Genomic DNA, 19,083 nt, shown 5'->3' on the forward strand with positions numbered 1-19,083 from the left:
TGGAATAGCGGGTGCGTGGATCGGTGCTCGTGAGCCGACGCTATGCCGAAGTGGTTTTCGCCGCGTCGACGCGCTTGCCGCGCCCCGGCGTTCCGAGCAGCGCGGCCGGCACCACCGGCAGCGGCTGCCAGAGCGCCACGCGCACGGGCGAATCGGTGGCCGTGTCCGAGGCACGGCACTGCAGCGTCACGGTCCAGCAGCCGGTGGCGGGCCAGTAGGTGGCGACGTCGACGAACGGTGGCTCGTCGCCGCCGAGCAGGCGTGGATCGTCGATCACGGCCAGCACCGCGACGCTGGCACGGCCGTTGGTCGCGGCGGGCGGCTCCTGCGGAGAGCGCCATGCCAAGGGGCGGCCCGCGATGCCGCGCGGCGAGCCTGGCAGCGAGGCCGGCGCCGTCATGATGCATGCCCCTCGGTGGCCGACGCGGCGGGTTGCTCCGTCTGCCGCCAGAATTGATGAGCGCGCGCGCGCACCGATTTCGCCTCGAGTATCAGCGTGCCGTCGATCCGGCGGCTCTCGACGTGGCCGTGGTCGGCCCAGTCGCACACCACGTCGACGGCGATCGCCGTCTCGAACGCGGCGCGCTCGGCCGTCATCCAGTCGCCGCTCAGGATCTCGTGCCGCACGGCCGTCGCGGCGACGGTGGCGCCGAGACCGCGTTCGAACTGCCTCGCGCGGCCGGCGCAGGCGGCTTCCTTCGGCGTGCCGGACAGTGCGGCCGGGCGGCTGTCGGCGCGCGCCGGCCGCCCCGCGTCGGGCAGCGGGCGGCACGGCGCCTCGGCGGCGTCGCGCGCGGGCGGACGCGCCTCGGCCGCCTGCCGGGCGCCTTGCGCGACCATGTGCAGGTCATGCAGGTCGTGCAGGTCGTGCAGGTCGTGGCGGGCCGTCGGGCCGGGCGGTTCGCCGGCCGGACGATGCCACGCGTAAGCGGTGTCGAGGTCGCGCAGGCACGCATGCGAAAACGCGATGTCGCGGCCGAAGCGCCGCGCCGCAGCCTGTTCGCGCTCGCGCAGTTGCGCCTCGACGGCGGCACAGGCCTGGATCCAGCCGTTCCAGGCCGCGCGCGCCTCCGGCTGCACGTAGCAGCCGGCGCCGTCACGCGCGAACGACAGCGCGGTGTCCTGCTCTCGCGCCCACCGTGTCATCGCGGCTTCGAACAGGCCACGCGACACATTTCCCAGCGCATCAGTCATCGGCATACCCTTGCTCGATTTGGCGACGAAGTCATGAGGCGGCGTTCTGCCTCGCAAGCCCGCCCGCCGCGCCACCGGTGCGCCGTTCGTGTCCGAACCGGCCGGTCGCGCGCGGGGGCGGCGAGATCCATCCCTAGCCGAATGATATCGATGCAACGCAGCAACCAGGTAGAGGCATTTTCTAATGCGTGAATCAGTTTTTCTTGTCCGGCGCGGGATGCACCGCAATGGCGCGCGATGAGACGGGTCGTGAGCGTGGCCCGCTTCGTGGCTGCAAGTTTTTCTAACACTGCGGCGGAATTTCGCGGTTGCGCGACGGCGCGCGATGGCCAATGATGGCGGCCGATCATGAGGCGCCACCCGGCCTGCCGGCGGCACGATGAAAGGCATCGCCGGCTCGGCTCGAACCGCCGCGTTTCGATCATTCCTTTTCCGCCATGCGCGTCGCGCTTTGGGGCGTGTCCGCGCGAGCCGGCAGGCGTGGCGCGGCGACGGCGGGCTGGCGAGGTCTGGCGTTTGTCGCACCTGCCGCGGAGCCGCCTGCATGAGCGCGCCGATACCGCCGTTCCCGGTGCCGGACCCGCGGCTCGGCGAGCCATAGGCTTCGCCGCGCGGCGCGCGCCACGCCGATCCGCCCCGCATGTTGCGCCGGGCGCAGCGCCGCGATGACAATGGCGGGAGGCGGGGGCGCGTCGCCCTCGCTTGCCTGCCTCACCGCCATGAACGATATCGACAAACTGACACTCGCCGCCTCGTGGCTGCGCTCGGCCGACGGCCTGCTCGTGACCGCCGGGGCCGGCATGGGCGTGGATTCCGGGCTGCCCGATTTCCGCGGCCCGGAAGGCTTCTGGCGCGCCTACCCGGCGCTGCGCGGCCACGGCCTGACCTTCGAGGACATGGCCAACCCGCGCGCGCTGGCCGATTCCCCGGCGCTCGGCTGGGGCTTCTACGGACACCGGCTGCAGCTGTACCGCCGCACCGTGCCGCATCGCGGCTTCCGCCTGCTGCTCGACTGGGCCGCCGCGATGCGCCACGGCGCGGCGGTGTTCACGAGCAACGTCGACGGCCAGTTCCAGAAGGCCGGCTTCGACGAGGCGCGCATCGCCGAATGCCACGGCTCGATCCATGTCATGCAGTGCTCGGTGCCGTGCTCGGACGCGACCTGGCCCGCGCACGCGTTCGAGCCCGTCGTCGACGAGGCGGCCTGCCGCCTCGTCGACGATCCGCCGGCCTGCCCGCACTGCGGCGCGCCGGCCCGGCCCAACATCCTGATGTTCGGCGATTTCGCCTGGGTCGCGCAGCGCACCGACGAGCAGGAAGCGCGGCTGGCCGGCTGGCTGGCCGGCGTCGAGCGGCCGGTGGTGATCGAGATCGGGGCCGGCAAGGCGATCCCCACGGTGCGCCGTTTCAGCGAGCGCGCCGGCGCCCGCGTGATCCGCATCAATCCGCGCGATGCCGACATCGAGGCTCGCCACGGCATCGGCTTCGCGACCCATGCGCTGGCCACGCTCGAGGCGCTGGACGGCGCGCTGAGGGCCGTCGAGGCATGACGCGCCGGTTTTGACGCGTCGCGGCCGCGCGGCCGGTGTTTCCCCAGCGAGCAACGCCGCCCGCGCGGATCGCGTCGAGCGCGCGCCGCGATCTCCGCGGTGGCGGCCAGCGTCCGCGCCGGAATCGCCTCGCGCGCCTGCACCGGCAGCCCCGCACCACGCTCGCCGCGTCGTGCGCCCAGGCGGCGCAGTCGGTGCCGGTGTACACCCGCCCGCTGTCGATGCCGCGCGCGAGCCGCTCGGCATCGACGAGCGGCCTTTGAAAGACCCGGCCAGCTTGCGGATATCGGCGGGCCGCCGTTGTTTCATGTCAACAGGAACTCATGGCCTGCCCGACGCCGTGAATCATCGGTTCATATTGAAATCGCGGAGATTGCCGATCCGGGTTTTTACCAACCCGATTTCGCCGCCGTGCCGCGCCAGCCGGCGTTTGCCACCGCCCGCGCCATGCATTTCATATTTTTATCGGCGTTTGTACCAAGACTGAATAAAGTCTGATTTTTTTCGGCCGTAATAAACATCGTGCGCCGGAACTTGGAGACGGCGAGCCGGATATCAAGACATATACGTCCAAATAATGAGAATCGTGCGGGACAGGCGCCTGGGTTTCGCTCGAACCATCGATCAAATCACATGTTAAAAAATCTTTCGATTCGTCATTGTGTGAACGCGATCATCGGCCTGTTCAGCGTCGCGCTGATCGCCGGTGCCCTGCTCGGCGTGCTGTCCCTGAACTCGGCGAACCACGATCTCAAGCAGATGTACACGGTCGACACGCCGGCCGTGGCGAATCTCGAAGGCAGCTCGGGCCAGCTGCTGCGCCTGCGCCTGTCGCTGGCCACCTACGATTCGCTGACGAACATCGGCGACACCGACGGCGCGCAGGCCGCGTTCAAGCGCGCCGACCAGTACATCAAGCTGTCGAACGAGCGCTTCTCGGCGTATCTCGCGCAGGTCGGCGACGATGCCGCCGCGCGCGACCTGATCGACGACATGCAGAAGAAGCGCGACGACTTCCTGCACCAGGGCATCGAGCCGGCGATGGCCGCGCTCAAGGCGGGCGACAAGGCCGCGTTCGGCGAACTGCAGGGGCACAAGCTCTCGCCGCTCTATTCGGCCTATGAAAAGGCGATGCTGGCGCTGGAGAACCATCAGGTGGGCGTCGGCGAGGCGCGCTACGAGGCGGCGCAGCACCAGTTCTCGATGGTGATCGTGGCGGTGGCGATCGGCCTCGTGCTGGCGCTGTCGCTGGCGCTGTTCGCGCGGATCTGGCTCGTCAACGCGATCGTGAAGCCGGTGGATGCCGCCGTCGACAGCTTCGGGCGCATCGCCAGCGGCGACCTCACGGGCAAGGTCGAGGTCACGAGCCGCAACGAGATGGGCAGGCTCAGCGAGGCGCTGCTGCGGATGCAGGAGTCGCTGATCTCGACGGTGGGCGTGGTGCGCACCAGCACCGAGTCGATCAACGTCGGGGTGGGCGAGATCGCCACCGGCAACACCAACCTGTCGCAACGCACGGAAGGGCAGGCCGCCTCGCTGGAGGAAACCGCGGCCAGCATCGAGCAGCTGACCTCCACGGTCAAGCAGACCGCCGACAACGTGCGCCAGGCCAGCACGCTCGCCAACGGCGCCTCGGACCTCGCGGACCAGGGCGGCCGGCTCGCGCGCGACGTGGGCGGCACCATGCAGGACATCGTCAACAACGCGCGCCGGATCGGCGACATCGTCGGCGTGATCGAGGGCATCGCGTTCCAGACCAACATCCTCGCGCTGAACGCGGCCGTGGAAGCGGCGCGCGCCGGCGAGCAGGGCCGCGGCTTCGCGGTGGTGGCCAGCGAGGTGCGTTCGCTCGCGCAGCGCAGCGCCACGGCGGCCAAGGAGATCAAGGGGGTGATCATGGAGTCGACGCAGCGCGTGGAGACGGGCGCCGAACTCGTCGAGCGCTCGGGCTCGACCATGAACGAGATCGTCACCGCGATCGGCCGCGTGAGCGGGATCATGAACGAGATCGCCGTGGCCTCGAACGAGCAGAGCAACGGCATCGACCAGATCAACATCGCGATCGCGCAGATGGACGAGGTCACGCAGCAGAACGCGGCGCTGGTCGAGCAAGCCGCTGCTGCGGCCGCCTCGCTGGTGGACCAGGCGCGGCGCCTCGGCGACGCGGTGGCGGTGTTCCGCATCGAGCAGCATGGCCGTGCGACGTTCGGCGGCCAGCCGGGCGGCGCGTCGGCGCCGGTCGCGCGGCTGGGCGCGCTGCAGCCGGCGTACTGAGCGCGCCGCCGGCGCGTTCCACATGTCGCCTCGGTGTGCGCCCGACATGGGCGCCGGGGCGGCGGCTTCATCGAGGAGCCCGGGCCGCGTGCCCGGGCTTTTGCGTTTGCGGGCCGCGCCGCCATGCGATTGATGTCGCGCCTGCGTGAAGCATCGATCAACCGCGAATGATTCGCGCGTGACGCCGACGTGACTCCTGCATGACCCGTGATGCCGAGTTCGTACCGCGATCTTCCGCATTTCATCCGCGCGGAAATGGCCGCGGCCGGCACGCCCCGAACCTCCTCATCCCGTCGTCGTTCCTCCCCGGTCACGCCATCGGCAACCGCGAGCCCCGCCACGCGGGCGACACACGCGAAACCCACACGCGAAACCTTTTCGGAGCCTCGAAAACGCGGCGTCAACGAAAAAATATGGTGTTCAAGCAGCAAGCCGGGACCGCCGACAACCGGCATGCCGAATCTCGGCATTTCATCAGGAAAACGATCTATGTCGATCCAGGCAGCCGGCGTGGTTCGCGACGCGACGGCCAACGTCACGCATTTCCTCCAGACGATTTCCCGCGCATGTCCTCATACGCTCCCGCAAACGTTTCAAACTCAGCGCCAAATTACAATGCCGGGATTTGCGTACGGGTTATGTAAGCCGTTGTTTTTGCGGTAGTAATTCATATGAGAACTATTCTCATTTCTATTGACGCAGCCATCCGCAATGCTTAGGATTCGCTTCGTCCGGACAAGAGGCGTCCACGAAACCGATCTATTTCGTCCGACCATATTTTTTAATTTGCATAACGAAACAAAGGATCGGAATGGAGCACGTCGCAAGACAATCCGGCTTCGTCTGCCGGAGCATGACGCCCCGGCGCGGCGTCGCCGCCGCGGCGCTCGTCGCGTTCGTGCTGTCGGCCGCCGACGAGGCACGGGCGGTGACCCCGGATGCGCTGCCGCAGGCACCGGAGGCCGACCTCGCGATCCAGGCGCAGCCGGCGAACTTCTTCACCGGCATCCGGACCCGGCAGAACCTGCTCGGCGACATGGGCGGCCTGCGCCCGTGGCTCGGCAAGTACGGCGTGAACCTGCAGGTGACCGAGGTCAGCGAATACCTCGACAACCTGCGCGGCGGCCTGCATCGCGGCGGCGAGTATGACGGCCTGACCACGGCCACGGTCACCGTCGACACATCGAAGGCGCTGGGCTGGCAGGGCGGCCTGTTCAACGTGAGCGGGCTGCAGATCCACGGCCGCAACCTCAGCGCCGACAATCTCGGCACGCTGAACACGGCGAGCGGAATCGAGGCGCAGGGCACCACGCGGCTCTGGGAGCTGTGGTACCAGCAGTCGTTCCTGAACAAGCGCCTCGACATCAAGGTCGGCCAGCAGAGCATCGACCAGGAGTTCATCACGAGCTCGTATGCGGCCACCTTCGTCAACACGATGTTCGGCTGGCCCGCGCTGCCGTCCTACGACATGCCCTCGGGCGGTCCGGCCTATCCGCTGTCCGCGCTCGGCGTGCGCGTGCGCGGCCAGATCACGCCCGCGCTGACCGCGCTGGCCGGCGTGTTCGACGGCGATCCGCTCGGCAACGACCCGACCAACCTGCACGGCACCAACTTCAATCTGCACAACGGCACGCTGTTCATCGGCGAACTGCAGTATTCGATCAACCAGCCGGCCGACGGCGAGATGGTGGGCCTCAACAGCAACGCGCTGCCGGGCACCTACAAGCTCGGCCTCTGGTACAACAACGGCCGCTTCAACGACCTGCGCCTCGACGACACCGGCATCTCGCTCGCCTCGTCGGCCTCGTCGGGCACGGCGGCCTCGCATCACGGCGACTACAGCGTCTACGCGGTGGCCGACCAGATGGTGTGGCGCCCCGATCCCGACGAACCGCGCAGCATCGGCGTGTTCGCGCGCGTGATGGGCGCGCCGGGCGACCGCAATCTCGTGAGCCTGTCGGCGAACCTCGGCGTCGTGATGAAGGCGCCGTTCAAGGGTCGTGACAACGACAGCGCCGGCCTCGCGCTCACCTACATCAAGATCGGCAGCCACGCGCACGACCTCGACCTCGACAACCTCGCGGCGGGCGGCCCCTACGGCGTGCGCACCAGCGAGACGGCGCTCGAGGCCACCTACCTCTACCAGGCCACGCCGTGGTGGCAGATCCAGGGCGACGCGCAATACACGTTCAACGCGGGCGCGGGCCAGAACCCGAACGACGCGACCCAGCCGCTGCGCAATACGTTCGTGCTCGGCGTGCGCACCACGATCACGTTCTGAGCATGGTGCCGACAGCTGGACGAACCCATTCTTCGATCATGCATGCCACATCTCCGCGGCGCGACGCCGTCCGCACTACCGAGGTTCACATGACTTCCTTCCCGCGCAGCCCGCGCGCCGTCCGGCGCGCGGCCATCGTGATCGCGGCGGGCGCGCTCGCCTTCGCCCCGGCGGCCCGCGCGGCCCCGCAAGGCTTTCTCGAGACGCTGCACCACAACACCACGCTGATCAACACGGTGCCCGACAACGGCGACCAGAACCCGTACGCGATCGTGGTCGCGCCGGTGTCGGCCGGCGCCATCAAGGCGGGCGACGTGCTGGTCGACAACTTCAACAACGCGGCCAACCTGCAGGGCACCGGCAGCACGATCGTCGACTACCACCCCGACACGAAGCAGATGACGCTGTTCGCGCAGATCCCGCGCGACCTGAAGGCATGCCCGGGTGGGGTGGGGCTGTCCACCGCGATGACGATGCTGAAGTCGGGCTGGGTCATCGTCGGCAGCACGCCGAGCAACGACGGCACCGCCACCACCAAGGGCGCGGGCTGTCTCGTCGTGCTCGACGCGAACGGCAAGGTCGCCGGCGCGATCTCCACGCCGAACATCAACGACCCGTGGGGCAACATGGCCGTGGTCGACGAAGGCACCAGCGCGACGCTGTTCGTCAGCAACGCCGGCTTCGGCGTCGGCCGCGCCGACGACACGAGCGGCGAGGGCGGCGACCCGCCGGTGTTCAAGCAGGCCACCGTGCTGCGGCTCGAACTCGCGATCCCGGCGGGCGGCGCGCCCGTGGTGAAGTCGGAGACGGTGGTCGGCAGCGGCTTCGGCGCGCGCGCGGATCGCGGCGTGTTCCTGATCGGGCCGACCGGGCTGGTGCTGTCGCCGGACCGCAAGACGCTCTATGTGTCGGACGCGATCGGCAACCGCGTGAACGTGATCGACGAGCCGATGACGCGCGACACGAGCGCGGGCGTGGGGCGTCAGCTCAGCGCCGACGGCCTGCTGCACCGCCCGCTCGCGATGGTGATGGCGCCCGACGGCCACCTGCTCGTGACCAACGCGCTGAACGGGCAGGTGGTCGAGATCATTCCGGACACCGGCAAGCAGCTCTACGCGCGCTGGATCGACACCGACCGCGCGCAGGTGCCGCCCGGCAACGGCGACCTGTTCGGGATCGCGATGACGCCCGAGGGCGACGGTTTCTACTACGTGCAGGACGACGTGAACACCCTGGTGCTCGCGAAGTAGCGCGAACGAGGCGGCAACATGACAGACCAATCCGGCAAGCCGCCGCGGCCCGAGCGCCGCGGCTTTCTGAAGGCGGGCGGCGCCGCCGTCGCGGCGGGCGTGGGGCTGGGCGGCCCCGGCGCGGCGCGCGCGGCGCTCACGCGCCATGCGGTGGTCGATCCGATGGCCGAGGTGGAGCCGTTCTACGGCGAACATCAGGCGGGCATCGTCACGACCCAGCAATCGCACACCTACGTGGCGGCGTTCGACATCACCATCGACAAGCGCGACGAACTGATCGCGCTGCTGCGCGACTGGACCGTGGCCGCCGAGCGCATGACGCGCGGCCAGCCCGCGGGCGCGCTCGAGGTACCCGACGGCCAGGCCGCCGGCGACTCGGGCGAGGTGATCGGCGTCGGCCCGGCCGCGCTGACCGTCACGTTCGGCTTCGGCCCGGGCCTCTTTACGACGGCCGACGGCCACGACCGCTTCGGGCTCGCGAGCCGGCGCCCGGCCGCGCTGGTCGACCTGCCGCGCTTCAACGGCGACCAGCTGGTGGCCGAGAAGACCGGCGGCGACCTGTTCGTGCAGGCCTGCGCGAACGACGCGCAGGTGGCATTCCATGCCGTGCGCCAGCTCGCGCGCCGCGCCTACGGCGCGCTGCGCATGCGCTGGGGGCAGGCCGGCTTCCTGACCGGCGCGCCGGGGCAGACGCCGCGCAACCTGATGGGCTTCAAGGACGGCACCAACAACCCGCCCACCGGCAGCCCGGCGGCGATGCAGCGCTTCGTCTGGGCCGGCGCCGCCGACGCGCCATGGATGGCGGGCGGCACCTACACGGTGGTGCGCCGGATCCGCATCACGCTGGAGCACTGGGATCGCACCGATCTCGCGTTCCAGGAGCAGGTGTTCGGGCGGCACAAGGTGTCGGGCGCGCCGCTCGGCGGCCGGCACGAGTTCGACGCGCTGGACCTGCAGGCCGCCGACCGGGACGGCAACGCGGTGATCCCCGACAACTCGCACATCCGCCTGTCGAACCGGGCGACCAACGACGGCGCGCAGATCCTGCGCCGCTCGTACTCGTACAACGACAGCACCAACTTCTACATCGAGCGCTGGCCGCCGTGGCGCCAGGAGGTGGAGTACGACGCGGGGCTGATCTTCATCGCGCACCAGTCGGACCCGCGCACCGGCTTCATCCCGATCAACCAGAAGCTGTCGAAGTTCGACCTGATGAACCAGTTCACCACCCACGTCGGCAGCGCGATCTTCGCAGTGCCGCCGGGCGCGCGCGAGGGCGCCTACATCGGCGCGCCGCTGTTCGAATCCTGAGCGCCGCGTGCGCCGGAACGGCAGCGACGATCACCCCGACGACAACAGAACCGGCCGCGCGGCGCGCGGCCACCACCGACTCATGGGACACCCGATGAACGCTTTACCCATTCGCGTGCTGCGCCACGCCGCGCGCCTCGTCTCGCTCGCGCTCGCGATCGCGGCCACGGCCGCGCATGCCGCGTCGATCACCGTCTACAACGCGCAGCACGAGCAGGTGATGAACCGCCTCGCCCGCGATTTCGAACAGCAGACCGGCATCGGCGTGAAGGTCCGCAACGGCGAGGGGCCGGCGCTGGCCGCGCAGATCGTCGCCGAGGGCGCGGCCTCGCCGGCCGACGTCTATTTCACCGAGAACTCGCCGGAGCTGATGCTGCTGGAGGAGAAGGGGCTGCTCGGCCCGGTCGACGCGAGCACGCTCGCGACGGTGCCGGCGCGCTACGATTCGCCGACCGGCCGCTGGGTCGGCGTGACCGCGCGCGAAAGCGTGCTGGCCTACAACACCACGCTGCTGCAGCCGTCACAGCTGCCGGCGTCGCTGTTCGATCTCGCGAAGCCGGAGTGGAAGGGCAAGGTCGGCATCGCGCCGAGCGACGCCGACTTCCTGCCGCTCGTCAGCGCCGTGATCGCGCTGAAGGGTCCGGCCGACGCGCTGCAATGGCTGAAGGGGCTGAAGGCGAACGCGCAGGTCTTCGACGACGACGAGGGCGTGGTGGCCGCCGTCAATCGCGGCGCAGTGGCCACCGGCCTCATCAACAATTACTACTGGGCGCGCCTGCACGCCGAACTCGGCGACAAGGCCACGCGCAGCGCGCTGCATCACTACACCGACGGCGACGCTGGCGGGCTCGTCAACGTGTCGGGCGCCGCGATCCTGAAGAGCGCGCGCAACGCCGCGGACGCGCAGCGCTTCCTCGCCTATCTGGTGAGCGAACGCGCGCAGACGCTGATGGCGCAGAGCCGCATCAGCTACGAATATCCGCTGCGCGCCGGGGTGGCGCCGGACCCGCTGCTCAAGCCGTTCGACCAGCTGCAGCCGCCGAAGCTGACGATCGAGCAACTCGGCGACGACAGCCAGGCCGGCAAGCTGCTGCGCCAGGCCGGGCTGCTGTGAGTCGCGCGCGGAGGCGGGCGTGAGCGAACCGGTTGCCGTCGTCTCGACGGCCGCGGCGGACGACGTTGCGCCGCCGCCGGCACGGGTGCGAGCGGGTTCGGGCCGCCGGGCATCGTGGTGGCTGCGCGCGGCCGCCAGCAGCGGCGCGCTGCTCGTGCTCGCGCCGCTGCTCTGCACGTTCTGGCGCGCGGCGGCGGTCGGCCGCGAGGACGCCGCCGACCTGCTGTTCCGCCCGCTGGTCGCGGAGCTGCTCGGCAACACGCTGCTGATCACGGTCGGCGCGACGCTCGCGGCGGCCGTGATCGGCACCGCCACCGCCTGGTTCGTCGAGCGCACGCAGCTGCCCGGGCGCCGGCTGTGGGCGGTGCTGACAGTGGCGCCGCTCGCGATGCCGGCGTTCATCTCGAGCTACGCGTGGGTCTCGCTGAGCCTCGACCTGCAGGACTTCGCCGGCGCGCTGCTGGTGATCACGTCGGCCTACTTTCCGCTCGTCCACCTGCCGGTTTCGGCCGCGCTGCGCCAGCTCGATCCGGCCCAGGAGGAGAGTGCGCGCGCGCTGGGCTGCGGACGCTTCGCGCTGTTCGTGCGGGTGGTGCTGCCGCAGCTGCGTCCGGCGCTGCTGGGCGGCATGCTGATGGTGGCGCTCGGCGTGCTGTCCGAGTTCGGCGCGTTCCAGCTGCTGCGCTTTCGCACCTTCACCACCGAGATCTACGCGGAATTCCGCACCGGCTTCGACACCAGCGGCGCGTCGCTGCTGGCCTGCGTGCTGATCGGGCTCTGTCTCGCCGGCATCGCGCTCGAGTTCCGCGTGCGCGGCCGGGCCTGCTACGAGCGCGTCGATCGCGGCGCGCATCGGGCCGCGCTGCGCTATGCGCTCGGCGCGTGGCGCTGGCCGGTGGCGGCCGGCTTCGCCGTGCTCGCGCTCGCCACGCTCGGCGTGCCGCTCGCGATGATCGGCTTCTGGCTGACGCAGGACGGCGCGGCGGCCGTGACGCCGGCCGAGGTATCGCCGGCACTGCTGGCCGGCGCGACGCTGAGCTCGGTCGGCTACGGGCTCGCGGCGGCGGCCGTGACCACCGCGCTCGCGCTGCCGCTCGCGTTCCTGCTGGTGCGTTTTCCGGGCCGCTTCGCGACGCTGCTGGAGCGCACCGTGTTCGTCGCGCAGGGCGTGCCGGGGCTGGTGGTCGCGCTCGCGATCGTCACGCTCGCCGTACATGCGCTGCCGATGCTGTACCAGAGCGCGACGCTGCTGGTGCTCGCCTACGCGATCCTGTTCCTGCCGCTCGCGCTGGTCAGCACGCGCGCGGCGCTGGCGCAGGCGCAGCCGCGGCTGGAGGATGCCGCGCGCTCGCTCGGCCTGACGCCGTGGCAGACCGCGCGGCGCGTGCTGCTGCCGCTCGCGGCGCCGGGGCTCGGCTCGGCCGCGGCGCTGGTATTCGTGTCGGTGGCGACCGAGCTGAACGCGACGCTGCTGCTGTCGCCGCTCGACACGCAGACGCTCGCCACGCAGGTGTGGGCCGATACCTCGACGCTTGCGTTCGCGGCCGCCGCGCCCTACGCGGCGCTGCTCACGGCGCTGTCGCTGGCGGCCACCGGGCTGCTGTTCTCGCTGCTGGGCCGCTCCGCGCTGCTCGGGCGCGGCGGTTGACGGCGACCGAGGTGGTTGCACGTACCCATGTTTCGTTGTCCTGTTTCCCGATGACCCGTAGATGAGCGAAATCCGCATCCGGCAACTGCGCAAGACCTTCGGCGCCCAGTGCGTGCTGCACGATGTCGACCTGACCATCGAGGCCGGCTCGCTGGTCGCCCTGCTGGGGCCATCCGGCAGCGGCAAGACCACGCTGCTGCGGCTGCTGTGCGGCTTCGAGCGCGCCGACGCCGGCACCATCGAGATCGGCGGTGCGCGGGTGGCCGGCGCCGGCCTGCATCTGCCCGCCGAGCGGCGCCGGATCGGCTACGTGCCGCAGGAGGGCGGCCTGTTTCCGCATCTGTCGGTGGCCGACAACATCGTGTTCGGCCTGCCGCGCGCGCAGCGGCGCACGCATCATCGCGTGGCCGAGCTGCTGGCGATGGTCGGGCTGCCGGCCGGCTACGCGGCGCGCGCGCCCCAGCAGCTGTCGGGCGGCCAGCAGCAGCGCGTCGCGCTGGCCCGCGCGCTCGCGCCGGCGCCGTCGGTGGTGCTGCTCGACGAGCCGTTCTCGTCGCTCGACGCGGCCTTGCGCGCGGAAACGCGCGATGCGGTGCGGCAGGCGCTGGCGGCGGCCGGCGCCACCGCGATGCTGGTCACGCACGACCAGGCCGAGGCGCTCTCGCTCGGCGATCGCGTGGCCGTGCTCTGGCAGGGGCGGATGGTGCAGGTGGCGGCACCGCGCGAGCTGTATCGCCGGCCGGCCACGCGCGAGCTGGCGGCGTTCGTCGGCGACGCGGTGCTGCTGCCGGCCAGCGTGGTGGACGGCCTCGCGCACTGCGCGCTCGGCGCCTTGCCGGTACTCGGGCCGGCCGCGAGCGGCGCGGCCCGCGCGATGCTGCGCCCCGAGCAGCTGCGGCTTCTCGACGGCGACGATCACGGCGCCGGCTTCGAGGCCGTCGTGACCGGCGTGAGCTTCAACGGACGCGACGCGGCCGTGAGGCTGCTCACGCGCACGGCCGAGCCGCTCGCGCTGGCCGCGAGCGTGCCGGGGCATCGCTCGCCCGAGTTGGGCAGCACGGTGCGGGCACGGGTGGATGGTGCGGTGGTGGTGTATCCGCTCGATTGAGCGAGGGCGCTGACTGGTGCGGAGCCGCGCGGATGGCGGCGCGCCCGCAGCGGCGGGGAGCGGCGGCGTACCCCCGCGCGGGCTGACACTGCTGCGGGTACGACAGGGGGCAGGGCGGTCGCCGCCGTGCCCCCCTCGTGCCCGCCGCCTCAGGTCTGCAGATACACGACCTGCGTGTGGGTGTATTCGTACACGCCGTGCTTGCCGTCCGCGCCGCCGATGCCGCTCTTGCGCACGCCGGCGTGGAAGCCCTGCATCGCCTCGAAGTTCTCGCGATTGACGTAGGTCTCGCCGAACGACAGCCCGCGGATCGCCGCCATCGCGCTGTTCAGGCTCTTCGTGTAGACCGACGAGGTGAGCCCGTATTCGCAGTCGTTGGCGAGCGCGATCGCGTGGTCGAGATCGTCGACGATCTGGATCGGCAGCACCGGCCCGAAGATCTCCTCGCGCATGATCGCCATGTCCTCGCGGCAGTCGGCGATCACCGTCGGCTCGTAGTGGAAGCCGCGGCCGAGGTCGGCCAGCTTGCCGCCCGTCACCACCGTGCCGCCCTGCTCGACGGCCGTCTTCACCTTCGCGGCCACCTTGTCGAGGCCGAGCTGGTTGATGAGCGGGCCCATCTCGACGTTCGCGTCGGCCACCGGGTCGCCGTAGCGCGTGGCGCGCATCGCCGCGCTGATCCTCTCGATGAACGCCTCGGCGATCGGCCGCTCCACGTAGACGCGCTCGGCGCAGTTGCAGACCTGCCCCGTGTTGATCACGCGCGAGTTGCGGATCGCGGTGACGGCGAGGTCGAGATCGGCGTCGGCCAGCACGATCGCGGGTGCCTTGCCGCCCAGTTCGAGGTTGAGCTTGGTGAGGTTCGGCGCGGCGGCGGCCATGATGCGCTGGCCGGTGGCCACGCTGCCGGTGAAGCTGATCATGTCCACCCCGGCGTGCGCGCTGAGCTTCGCGCCCACGTCGCCGCGCCCGGCCACCACGTTGAACACGCCGCGCGGCAGCGCCGTCTTCGCGACGATCTTCGCGAACTCGAAGCAGTTGTTCGGCGTTTCCTCGCTCGGCTTGATCACGATGGTGTTGCCGGTCACGAGCGCGGGCGCCATCTTGCGCGCGATCAGGAAGAACGGGAAGTTCCACGGCAGGATGCCGGCCACCACGCCCATCGGCTTGCGGAACAGCAGCATGGTTTCGTTGGCGCGGTCGCTCGGGATGATCTCGCCCTCGATGCGGCGCGCCCACTCGGCCATGTAGTCGAGATAGTCGGCGGTGAAGTTGACCTCGACCTCGGCCAGGCCGCGGATCTTGCCGCCCTCGTTGACGATCACGTCGGCGAGCCGCGCCACGTCGGCGCGCAGCGCGTCGGCGATCTGGTGCAGGAACCTCGCGCGCTCCACCGGCGTGGTGCGCGCCCAGCCGGCCTGCGCGCGGCGCGCGGCGTCGATCGCGTGGGCCAGGTCGGCGTCGCCGGCCACCGGCGCGTGCGAGAGCAGCGCGCCGGTGGCCGGGTTGCGGACTTCGAAGTGCTCGGACGAGCTGGTGAATTCACCGTCGATGTAGTGCTGGTATTGCGTCGGAGTGCTGGACATGGTCGTCTCCTTGGCCGGGTTCGGCGAGAGGGGCTGCGAATCAGTGGCGTTGAAGCATGGCGAGAGTACGGCGAACGGTGGCGCGGGCGCGGGCCGGCGCGGCTCAGTAGCCGGGCGACGAGGCGGGCGGTGCCTCGTCCGGGCCGGCCGGCGAGGGGGCGCGAAAGCGCGCGAGCGCGCCGTCGAGCGCGTCGCGCAGCAGCACGATGTCGATCGCCACGGCCACGAAGCTCGCGCCCCATTCGAGGTAGCGGCGCGCCGCGTCCTCGGCCGGTGCGAGGATGCCGGCGGCCTTGCCGGCCGCGCGCGAGACCTCGATGATGTGGCGGATCGCCTGCTGCACGGTGGGGTGGCCGGCGTTGTCGGGATGGCCGAGCGCGATCGACAGGTCGGCCGGCCCGATGAAGAGGCCGTGGACGCCCTCGGTCGCGGCGATCGCCTCGACGTTCTCGAGCCCGGCGCGCGATTCGATCTGCACGGTCAGGCACAGCGCCTCGTCGGCGCGCGCCAGGTAGTCGCCCACCCGGCCCCAGCGCGTGGCGCGCGTGAGCGCGCCGCCGATGCCGCGAATCCCGTGCGGCGGGTAGCGCATCGCGCGCACCAGCGCGGCGGCCTGCTCGGCCGTCTCCACCATCGGCACCATCAGCGTGGTGGCGCCCACGTCGAGCAGCTGCTTGATCAGCGCCGGATCGTGGTTGACGGTGCGCACCACGGCGCGCGTGCGGTACGGCGCGACCGCCTGCAACTGCTGCAGCACGGTGGCCACCGAATTCGGCGCGTGTTCGCCGTCGATCAGCATCCAGTCGTAGCCGGTCTGCGCGATGATCTCGGTCGCGTAGCTGCTCGCGAAGCTGTTCCAGGTGCCGAGCTGCGGCGTGTGCCCGGCGAGCGCGTGTTTGAACGGGTTGTCCAGCGGGTTCATCGATTCGTCTCCGAAGAAGGCAGGGCGCCACGCGGCGGGCCGTGGCTCGATGCCGGGCGCGCGTGGCTCGGTGCGCGAGGCTCAGTGCGTGTACGGCCGTTCGAGCTGGCAGTCCGGGTTGAGCCGCACCCCGAAGCCGGGCTTGTCGAGCGCCGACGCGCGCATCCGCCCGCGCTCCGGCACCGGCTCGTCGAGCAGCTGCGGATGGAACATCGGCACGACCTGGTCGGCCTGCGGCGCCATCATCAGGAACTCGGCGAACGGGCTATTGTGGCGCGTGATCACGAAGTGGTAACTGTAGACCGACGAGCCGTGCGGCACCACCAGCGCGCCGTGCGCGTCGGCCAGCGCCGAGATCTTCTGCAGTTCGGTCACGCCGCCGCACCAGCCCACGTCCGGCTGCAGCACGTCGCAGCAGCCCATCTCGAGCAGCAGGCGAAAGCCCCAGCGCGTGGCCTCGTGCTCGCCGGTGTTGACCAGCATGCCGGGCGGCACGGCCTGGCGCAGCGCGGCATAGCCCCAGTAGTCGTCGGGCGGCAGCGCTTCCTCGATCCACTTGAGGCCGTATTCCCTCGCGGCATGCGCGAGCCGCGTGGCGTAGTTGAGGTCGAGGCTCATCCAGCAGTCCCACATCAGCCAGAAGTCGGGGCCGACGCGCTCGCGCATCGCCGCGAGTTCCTCGAGGTTCTTGCGAAAGCCCTCGTCGCCCTCGGCCGGGCCGTGGTGCAACGGCATCTTGCCGCCGACGAAGCCCATCTCCTTCGCCAGGTCGGGCCGCGCGCCGGTGGCGTAGAACCGCAGCTCGTCGCGCACGGCGCCGCCGAGCAACTGATGCACGGGCTCGTCGCGGACCTTGCCGAGCAGGTCCCACAGCGCCAGGTCGACGCCCGAGATCGCGTTGATCACGAGCCCCTTGCGGCCGTAGTAGAGCGTGCCGAAATACATCTGGTCCCAGATCTTCTCGAGATCGGTGACCTTCGCGCCCTCCACGAAGCGCGCCAGATGCTTCTCGACGATGAACGCGGCGGGCTCGCCGCCGGTGGTCACCGCGAAGCCGACGCTGCCGTCGCTGGCCTCCACCTCCACCACCAGCGTGCCGAGCACGTTGATGCCGAAGCTGCGGCGGCTCGCGCGGTACTCGGGGTAGCGCGCCATCGGCGTGGCGATGTGGTCGTCGATCCAGTGGCCGTCGCCCTGGTCGTGGTAATCCGCGCCGCCGCCGCGAAGCGTGTAGGCACGGATCTGCTTGATGATGGGCACCGACATGATGGCGTTCTCCATGAAGGGGGAAACGAAACGAACGGGTTGAACGAAGCGCGGCGCTCACGAGTAGCGCGGCTGCGCGCGGCGGCCGCCGCGCGGCTCGCGCCGGCCGCGCGCGATCAGCAGCGCGGCCACGAGGGTCGTGCCCGCGAGCGTGTAGAGCCCGGCCGACGGGGAATGGAACGCGGCCTCGGCCGCGTGCTTCAGGTTCGGCGCGACGAAGCCGCCGAGCGCGCCGAACGAGTTGATCAGGCCGAAGCCGGCCGCCGCCGCGCTGCCGCGCAGCGTCGCGGCGGGCAGCACCCAGAACACCGGCTGCACGGCGATGAAGCCGGCCGCCGCGAAGCAGAGCGCGACGAGCGAGAGCGCCGGATGGGCGCTCGCCACCGAGGCGGCGATGCCGGCCGCGCTCACGACCAGCGTGACGGCCGCGATCGCGCGATGGCGGCCGTGGCGGTCGGCCCAGGCCGGCACCAGCCACGCGGCGACGATCGCGGCGAGCCACGGCAGCGCGGCCACCAGCCCCACCGTGAAGCCGATCTGCCGGCCCATCAGCTGCGCGACCTGCGAGGGCAGGTAGAACACCACGCCGTACACGCTCATCTGGATCAGCAGGTACACGGCGCTCAGGTACCACACCTGGCGGTCGGCCAGCGCGCCGCGAATCGAGGCGGGGCCGTGGGCCGCGCGCGCCTGGTCCTCGGCGGCCAGCGCGGCGGCGAGCGCCTCGCGCTGCGCGGGGGCGAGCCAGCGCGCGTCGCGCGGCCGGTCGTCGAGCACGAACCAGGCGGCCACGCCCACCGCGCTCGCCAGCCCGCCCTCGACGAGGAACAGCCATTGCCAGCCGCGCAGGCCGCCCAGCCCGTGCAGGTCGAGCAGCAGCCCCGACAGCGGCGAGCCCACCACGAACGCGATCGGCGCGCCGAAGTAGAACAGGCCGAGCGCCTTGCCGCGCGCGCGCCGCGGAAACCAGTAGGTGAGGTAAAGGATCACGCCGGGGAAGAAGCCCGCCTCGGCGATGCCGAGCAGCAGGCGCAGCAGGTAGAACGAGGTCTCGCCGTGGACCAGCGCGGTGCCGGCCGAGACGAGGCCCCAGCTCACCATGATCCGGCACATCCAGCGCCGCGCGCCCACGCGTTCGAGCATCAGGTTGCTCGGCACTTCCAGCAGCGCATAGCCGACGAAGAAGATCCCCGCGCCGAACGCGTAGGCCGCGTCGGACAGGCCCGTGTCGAGCTGGAACTGCGTCTTCGCGAAGCCGACGTTGGCGCGATCGAGGAACGCCATCACGTACATCAGCAGCAGGAACGGCAGCAGGCGGCGCGTCACGCGCGCCATCGCCTCGCCGAGCGGGGTTGCCGGGTCGTCCATCCATCGTCTCCATCGTCGTGTGCGCGGCGGCGTGGTGCGAGGCAGGCGAGCGCCACGCCGCGAACGGCTAGCAGCACTGTAATCACCGCGGCGATGCGTGACCAATACCAAAATCGATGCGTGCGATACGTTTTCCGGATCGAAGCGCGGGCGATCCGGAATGCAGATCGCGCCATGTCGTTTCCGGATTGTTCGCGCGCGCACGCCGCGC

General features: G+C 70.7%; 15 protein-coding genes. 9 read left to right on the forward strand and 6 right to left on the reverse strand.

What is annotated here, in order from left to right; all coding sequences use genetic code 11:
* Nucleotides 1-40 precede the first annotated feature (40 nt).
* Together bpln_RS21600 and bpln_RS21605 are read right to left on the reverse strand one after the other, a co-directional pair.
* Entirely contained in the window at nucleotides 41-400 is a 360-nt protein-coding gene (locus bpln_RS21600) for a hypothetical protein (protein ID WP_055139953.1), read from the reverse strand.
* Nucleotides 397-1,200, reverse strand: a complete 804-nt coding sequence (locus bpln_RS21605; RefSeq protein WP_055139954.1) for a hypothetical protein — start codon at nucleotides 1,198-1,200, stop codon at nucleotides 397-399. Before bpln_RS21605 ends, bpln_RS21600 begins: the two co-directional genes overlap by 4 nt.
* 713 nt (nucleotides 1,201-1,913) lie before the next feature.
* Here bpln_RS21605 and bpln_RS21610 point away from each other — a divergent pair.
* The 9 genes from bpln_RS21610 (at nucleotide 1,914) to bpln_RS21650 (ending at nucleotide 13,730) form a co-directional block, all read left to right on the forward strand.
* Nucleotides 1,914-2,744: an SIR2 family NAD-dependent protein deacylase gene (locus tag bpln_RS21610; protein WP_055139955.1), complete on the forward strand. Its 831-nt coding sequence runs from the start codon at nucleotides 1,914-1,916 to the stop codon at nucleotides 2,742-2,744.
* 300 nt (nucleotides 2,745-3,044) lie between these two features.
* Nucleotides 3,045-3,242, forward strand: a complete 198-nt coding sequence (locus bpln_RS35915; protein ID WP_123863701.1) for a hypothetical protein — start codon at nucleotides 3,045-3,047, stop codon at nucleotides 3,240-3,242.
* 135 nt (nucleotides 3,243-3,377) lie between these two features.
* Nucleotides 3,378-5,018: a methyl-accepting chemotaxis protein gene (locus tag bpln_RS21620; RefSeq protein WP_042627356.1), complete on the forward strand. Its 1,641-nt coding sequence runs from the start codon at nucleotides 3,378-3,380 to the stop codon at nucleotides 5,016-5,018.
* Nucleotides 5,019-5,871: 853 nt separating this feature from the next.
* Nucleotides 5,872-7,299, forward strand: coding sequence for a carbohydrate porin (locus tag bpln_RS21625; RefSeq protein WP_244132020.1), 1,428 nt, complete (start codon nucleotides 5,872-5,874; stop codon nucleotides 7,297-7,299).
* Nucleotides 7,300-7,388: 89 nt separating this feature from the next.
* The gene (locus bpln_RS21630) at nucleotides 7,389-8,549 is read left to right on the forward strand and encodes an NHL repeat-containing protein (RefSeq protein ID WP_055139958.1); all 1,161 of its coding nucleotides are present in this window, start codon (nucleotides 7,389-7,391) and stop codon (nucleotides 8,547-8,549) included.
* An 18-nt stretch (nucleotides 8,550-8,567) separates the two neighbouring features.
* Nucleotides 8,568-9,860 carry an iron uptake transporter deferrochelatase/peroxidase subunit gene (gene efeB / locus bpln_RS21635; protein WP_055139959.1) on the forward strand — a complete coding sequence of 431 codons (1,293 nt, stop codon included), beginning with the start codon at nucleotides 8,568-8,570 and terminating at the stop codon, nucleotides 9,858-9,860.
* Between the two features lie 94 nt (nucleotides 9,861-9,954).
* Nucleotides 9,955-10,974 (forward strand): iron ABC transporter substrate-binding protein, encoded by a 1,020-nt coding sequence (locus tag bpln_RS21640; protein WP_148654124.1) that lies wholly within the window; start codon nucleotides 9,955-9,957, stop codon nucleotides 10,972-10,974.
* Between the two features lie 19 nt (nucleotides 10,975-10,993).
* Nucleotides 10,994-12,622, forward strand: a complete 1,629-nt coding sequence (locus bpln_RS21645) for an ABC transporter permease (protein WP_055139960.1) — start codon at nucleotides 10,994-10,996, stop codon at nucleotides 12,620-12,622.
* A 61-nt stretch (nucleotides 12,623-12,683) separates the two neighbouring features.
* Nucleotides 12,684-13,730 carry an ABC transporter ATP-binding protein gene (locus bpln_RS21650; RefSeq protein WP_055139961.1) on the forward strand — a complete coding sequence of 349 codons (1,047 nt, stop codon included), beginning with the start codon at nucleotides 12,684-12,686 and terminating at the stop codon, nucleotides 13,728-13,730.
* Between the two features lie 149 nt (nucleotides 13,731-13,879).
* On the opposite strand, the gene aldA is transcribed toward bpln_RS21650, so the two are convergent.
* The 4 genes from aldA to bpln_RS21670 form a co-directional block, all read right to left on the reverse strand.
* Nucleotides 13,880-15,316 (reverse strand): aldehyde dehydrogenase, encoded by a 1,437-nt coding sequence (aldA, locus tag bpln_RS21655; RefSeq protein ID WP_042627357.1) that lies wholly within the window; start codon nucleotides 15,314-15,316, stop codon nucleotides 13,880-13,882.
* A gap of 103 nt (nucleotides 15,317-15,419) precedes the next feature.
* Complete coding sequence (locus bpln_RS21660; RefSeq protein ID WP_055139962.1) at nucleotides 15,420-16,238, reverse strand: HpcH/HpaI aldolase family protein; 819 nt, start codon at nucleotides 16,236-16,238, stop codon at nucleotides 15,420-15,422.
* Nucleotides 16,239-16,319: 81 nt separating this feature from the next.
* Complete coding sequence (gene rhmD, locus bpln_RS21665) at nucleotides 16,320-17,504, reverse strand: L-rhamnonate dehydratase (protein WP_042629302.1); 1,185 nt, start codon at nucleotides 17,502-17,504, stop codon at nucleotides 16,320-16,322.
* Nucleotides 17,505-17,561: 57 nt separating this feature from the next.
* Nucleotides 17,562-18,872, reverse strand: coding sequence for an MFS transporter (locus tag bpln_RS21670; RefSeq protein WP_055139963.1), 1,311 nt, complete (start codon nucleotides 18,870-18,872; stop codon nucleotides 17,562-17,564).
* Between the last annotated feature and the right edge of the window lie 211 nt (nucleotides 18,873-19,083).

The organism is Burkholderia plantarii (genome assembly GCF_001411805.1).
GTDB classification, from domain to species: Bacteria; Pseudomonadota; Gammaproteobacteria; order Burkholderiales; family Burkholderiaceae; genus Burkholderia; species Burkholderia plantarii.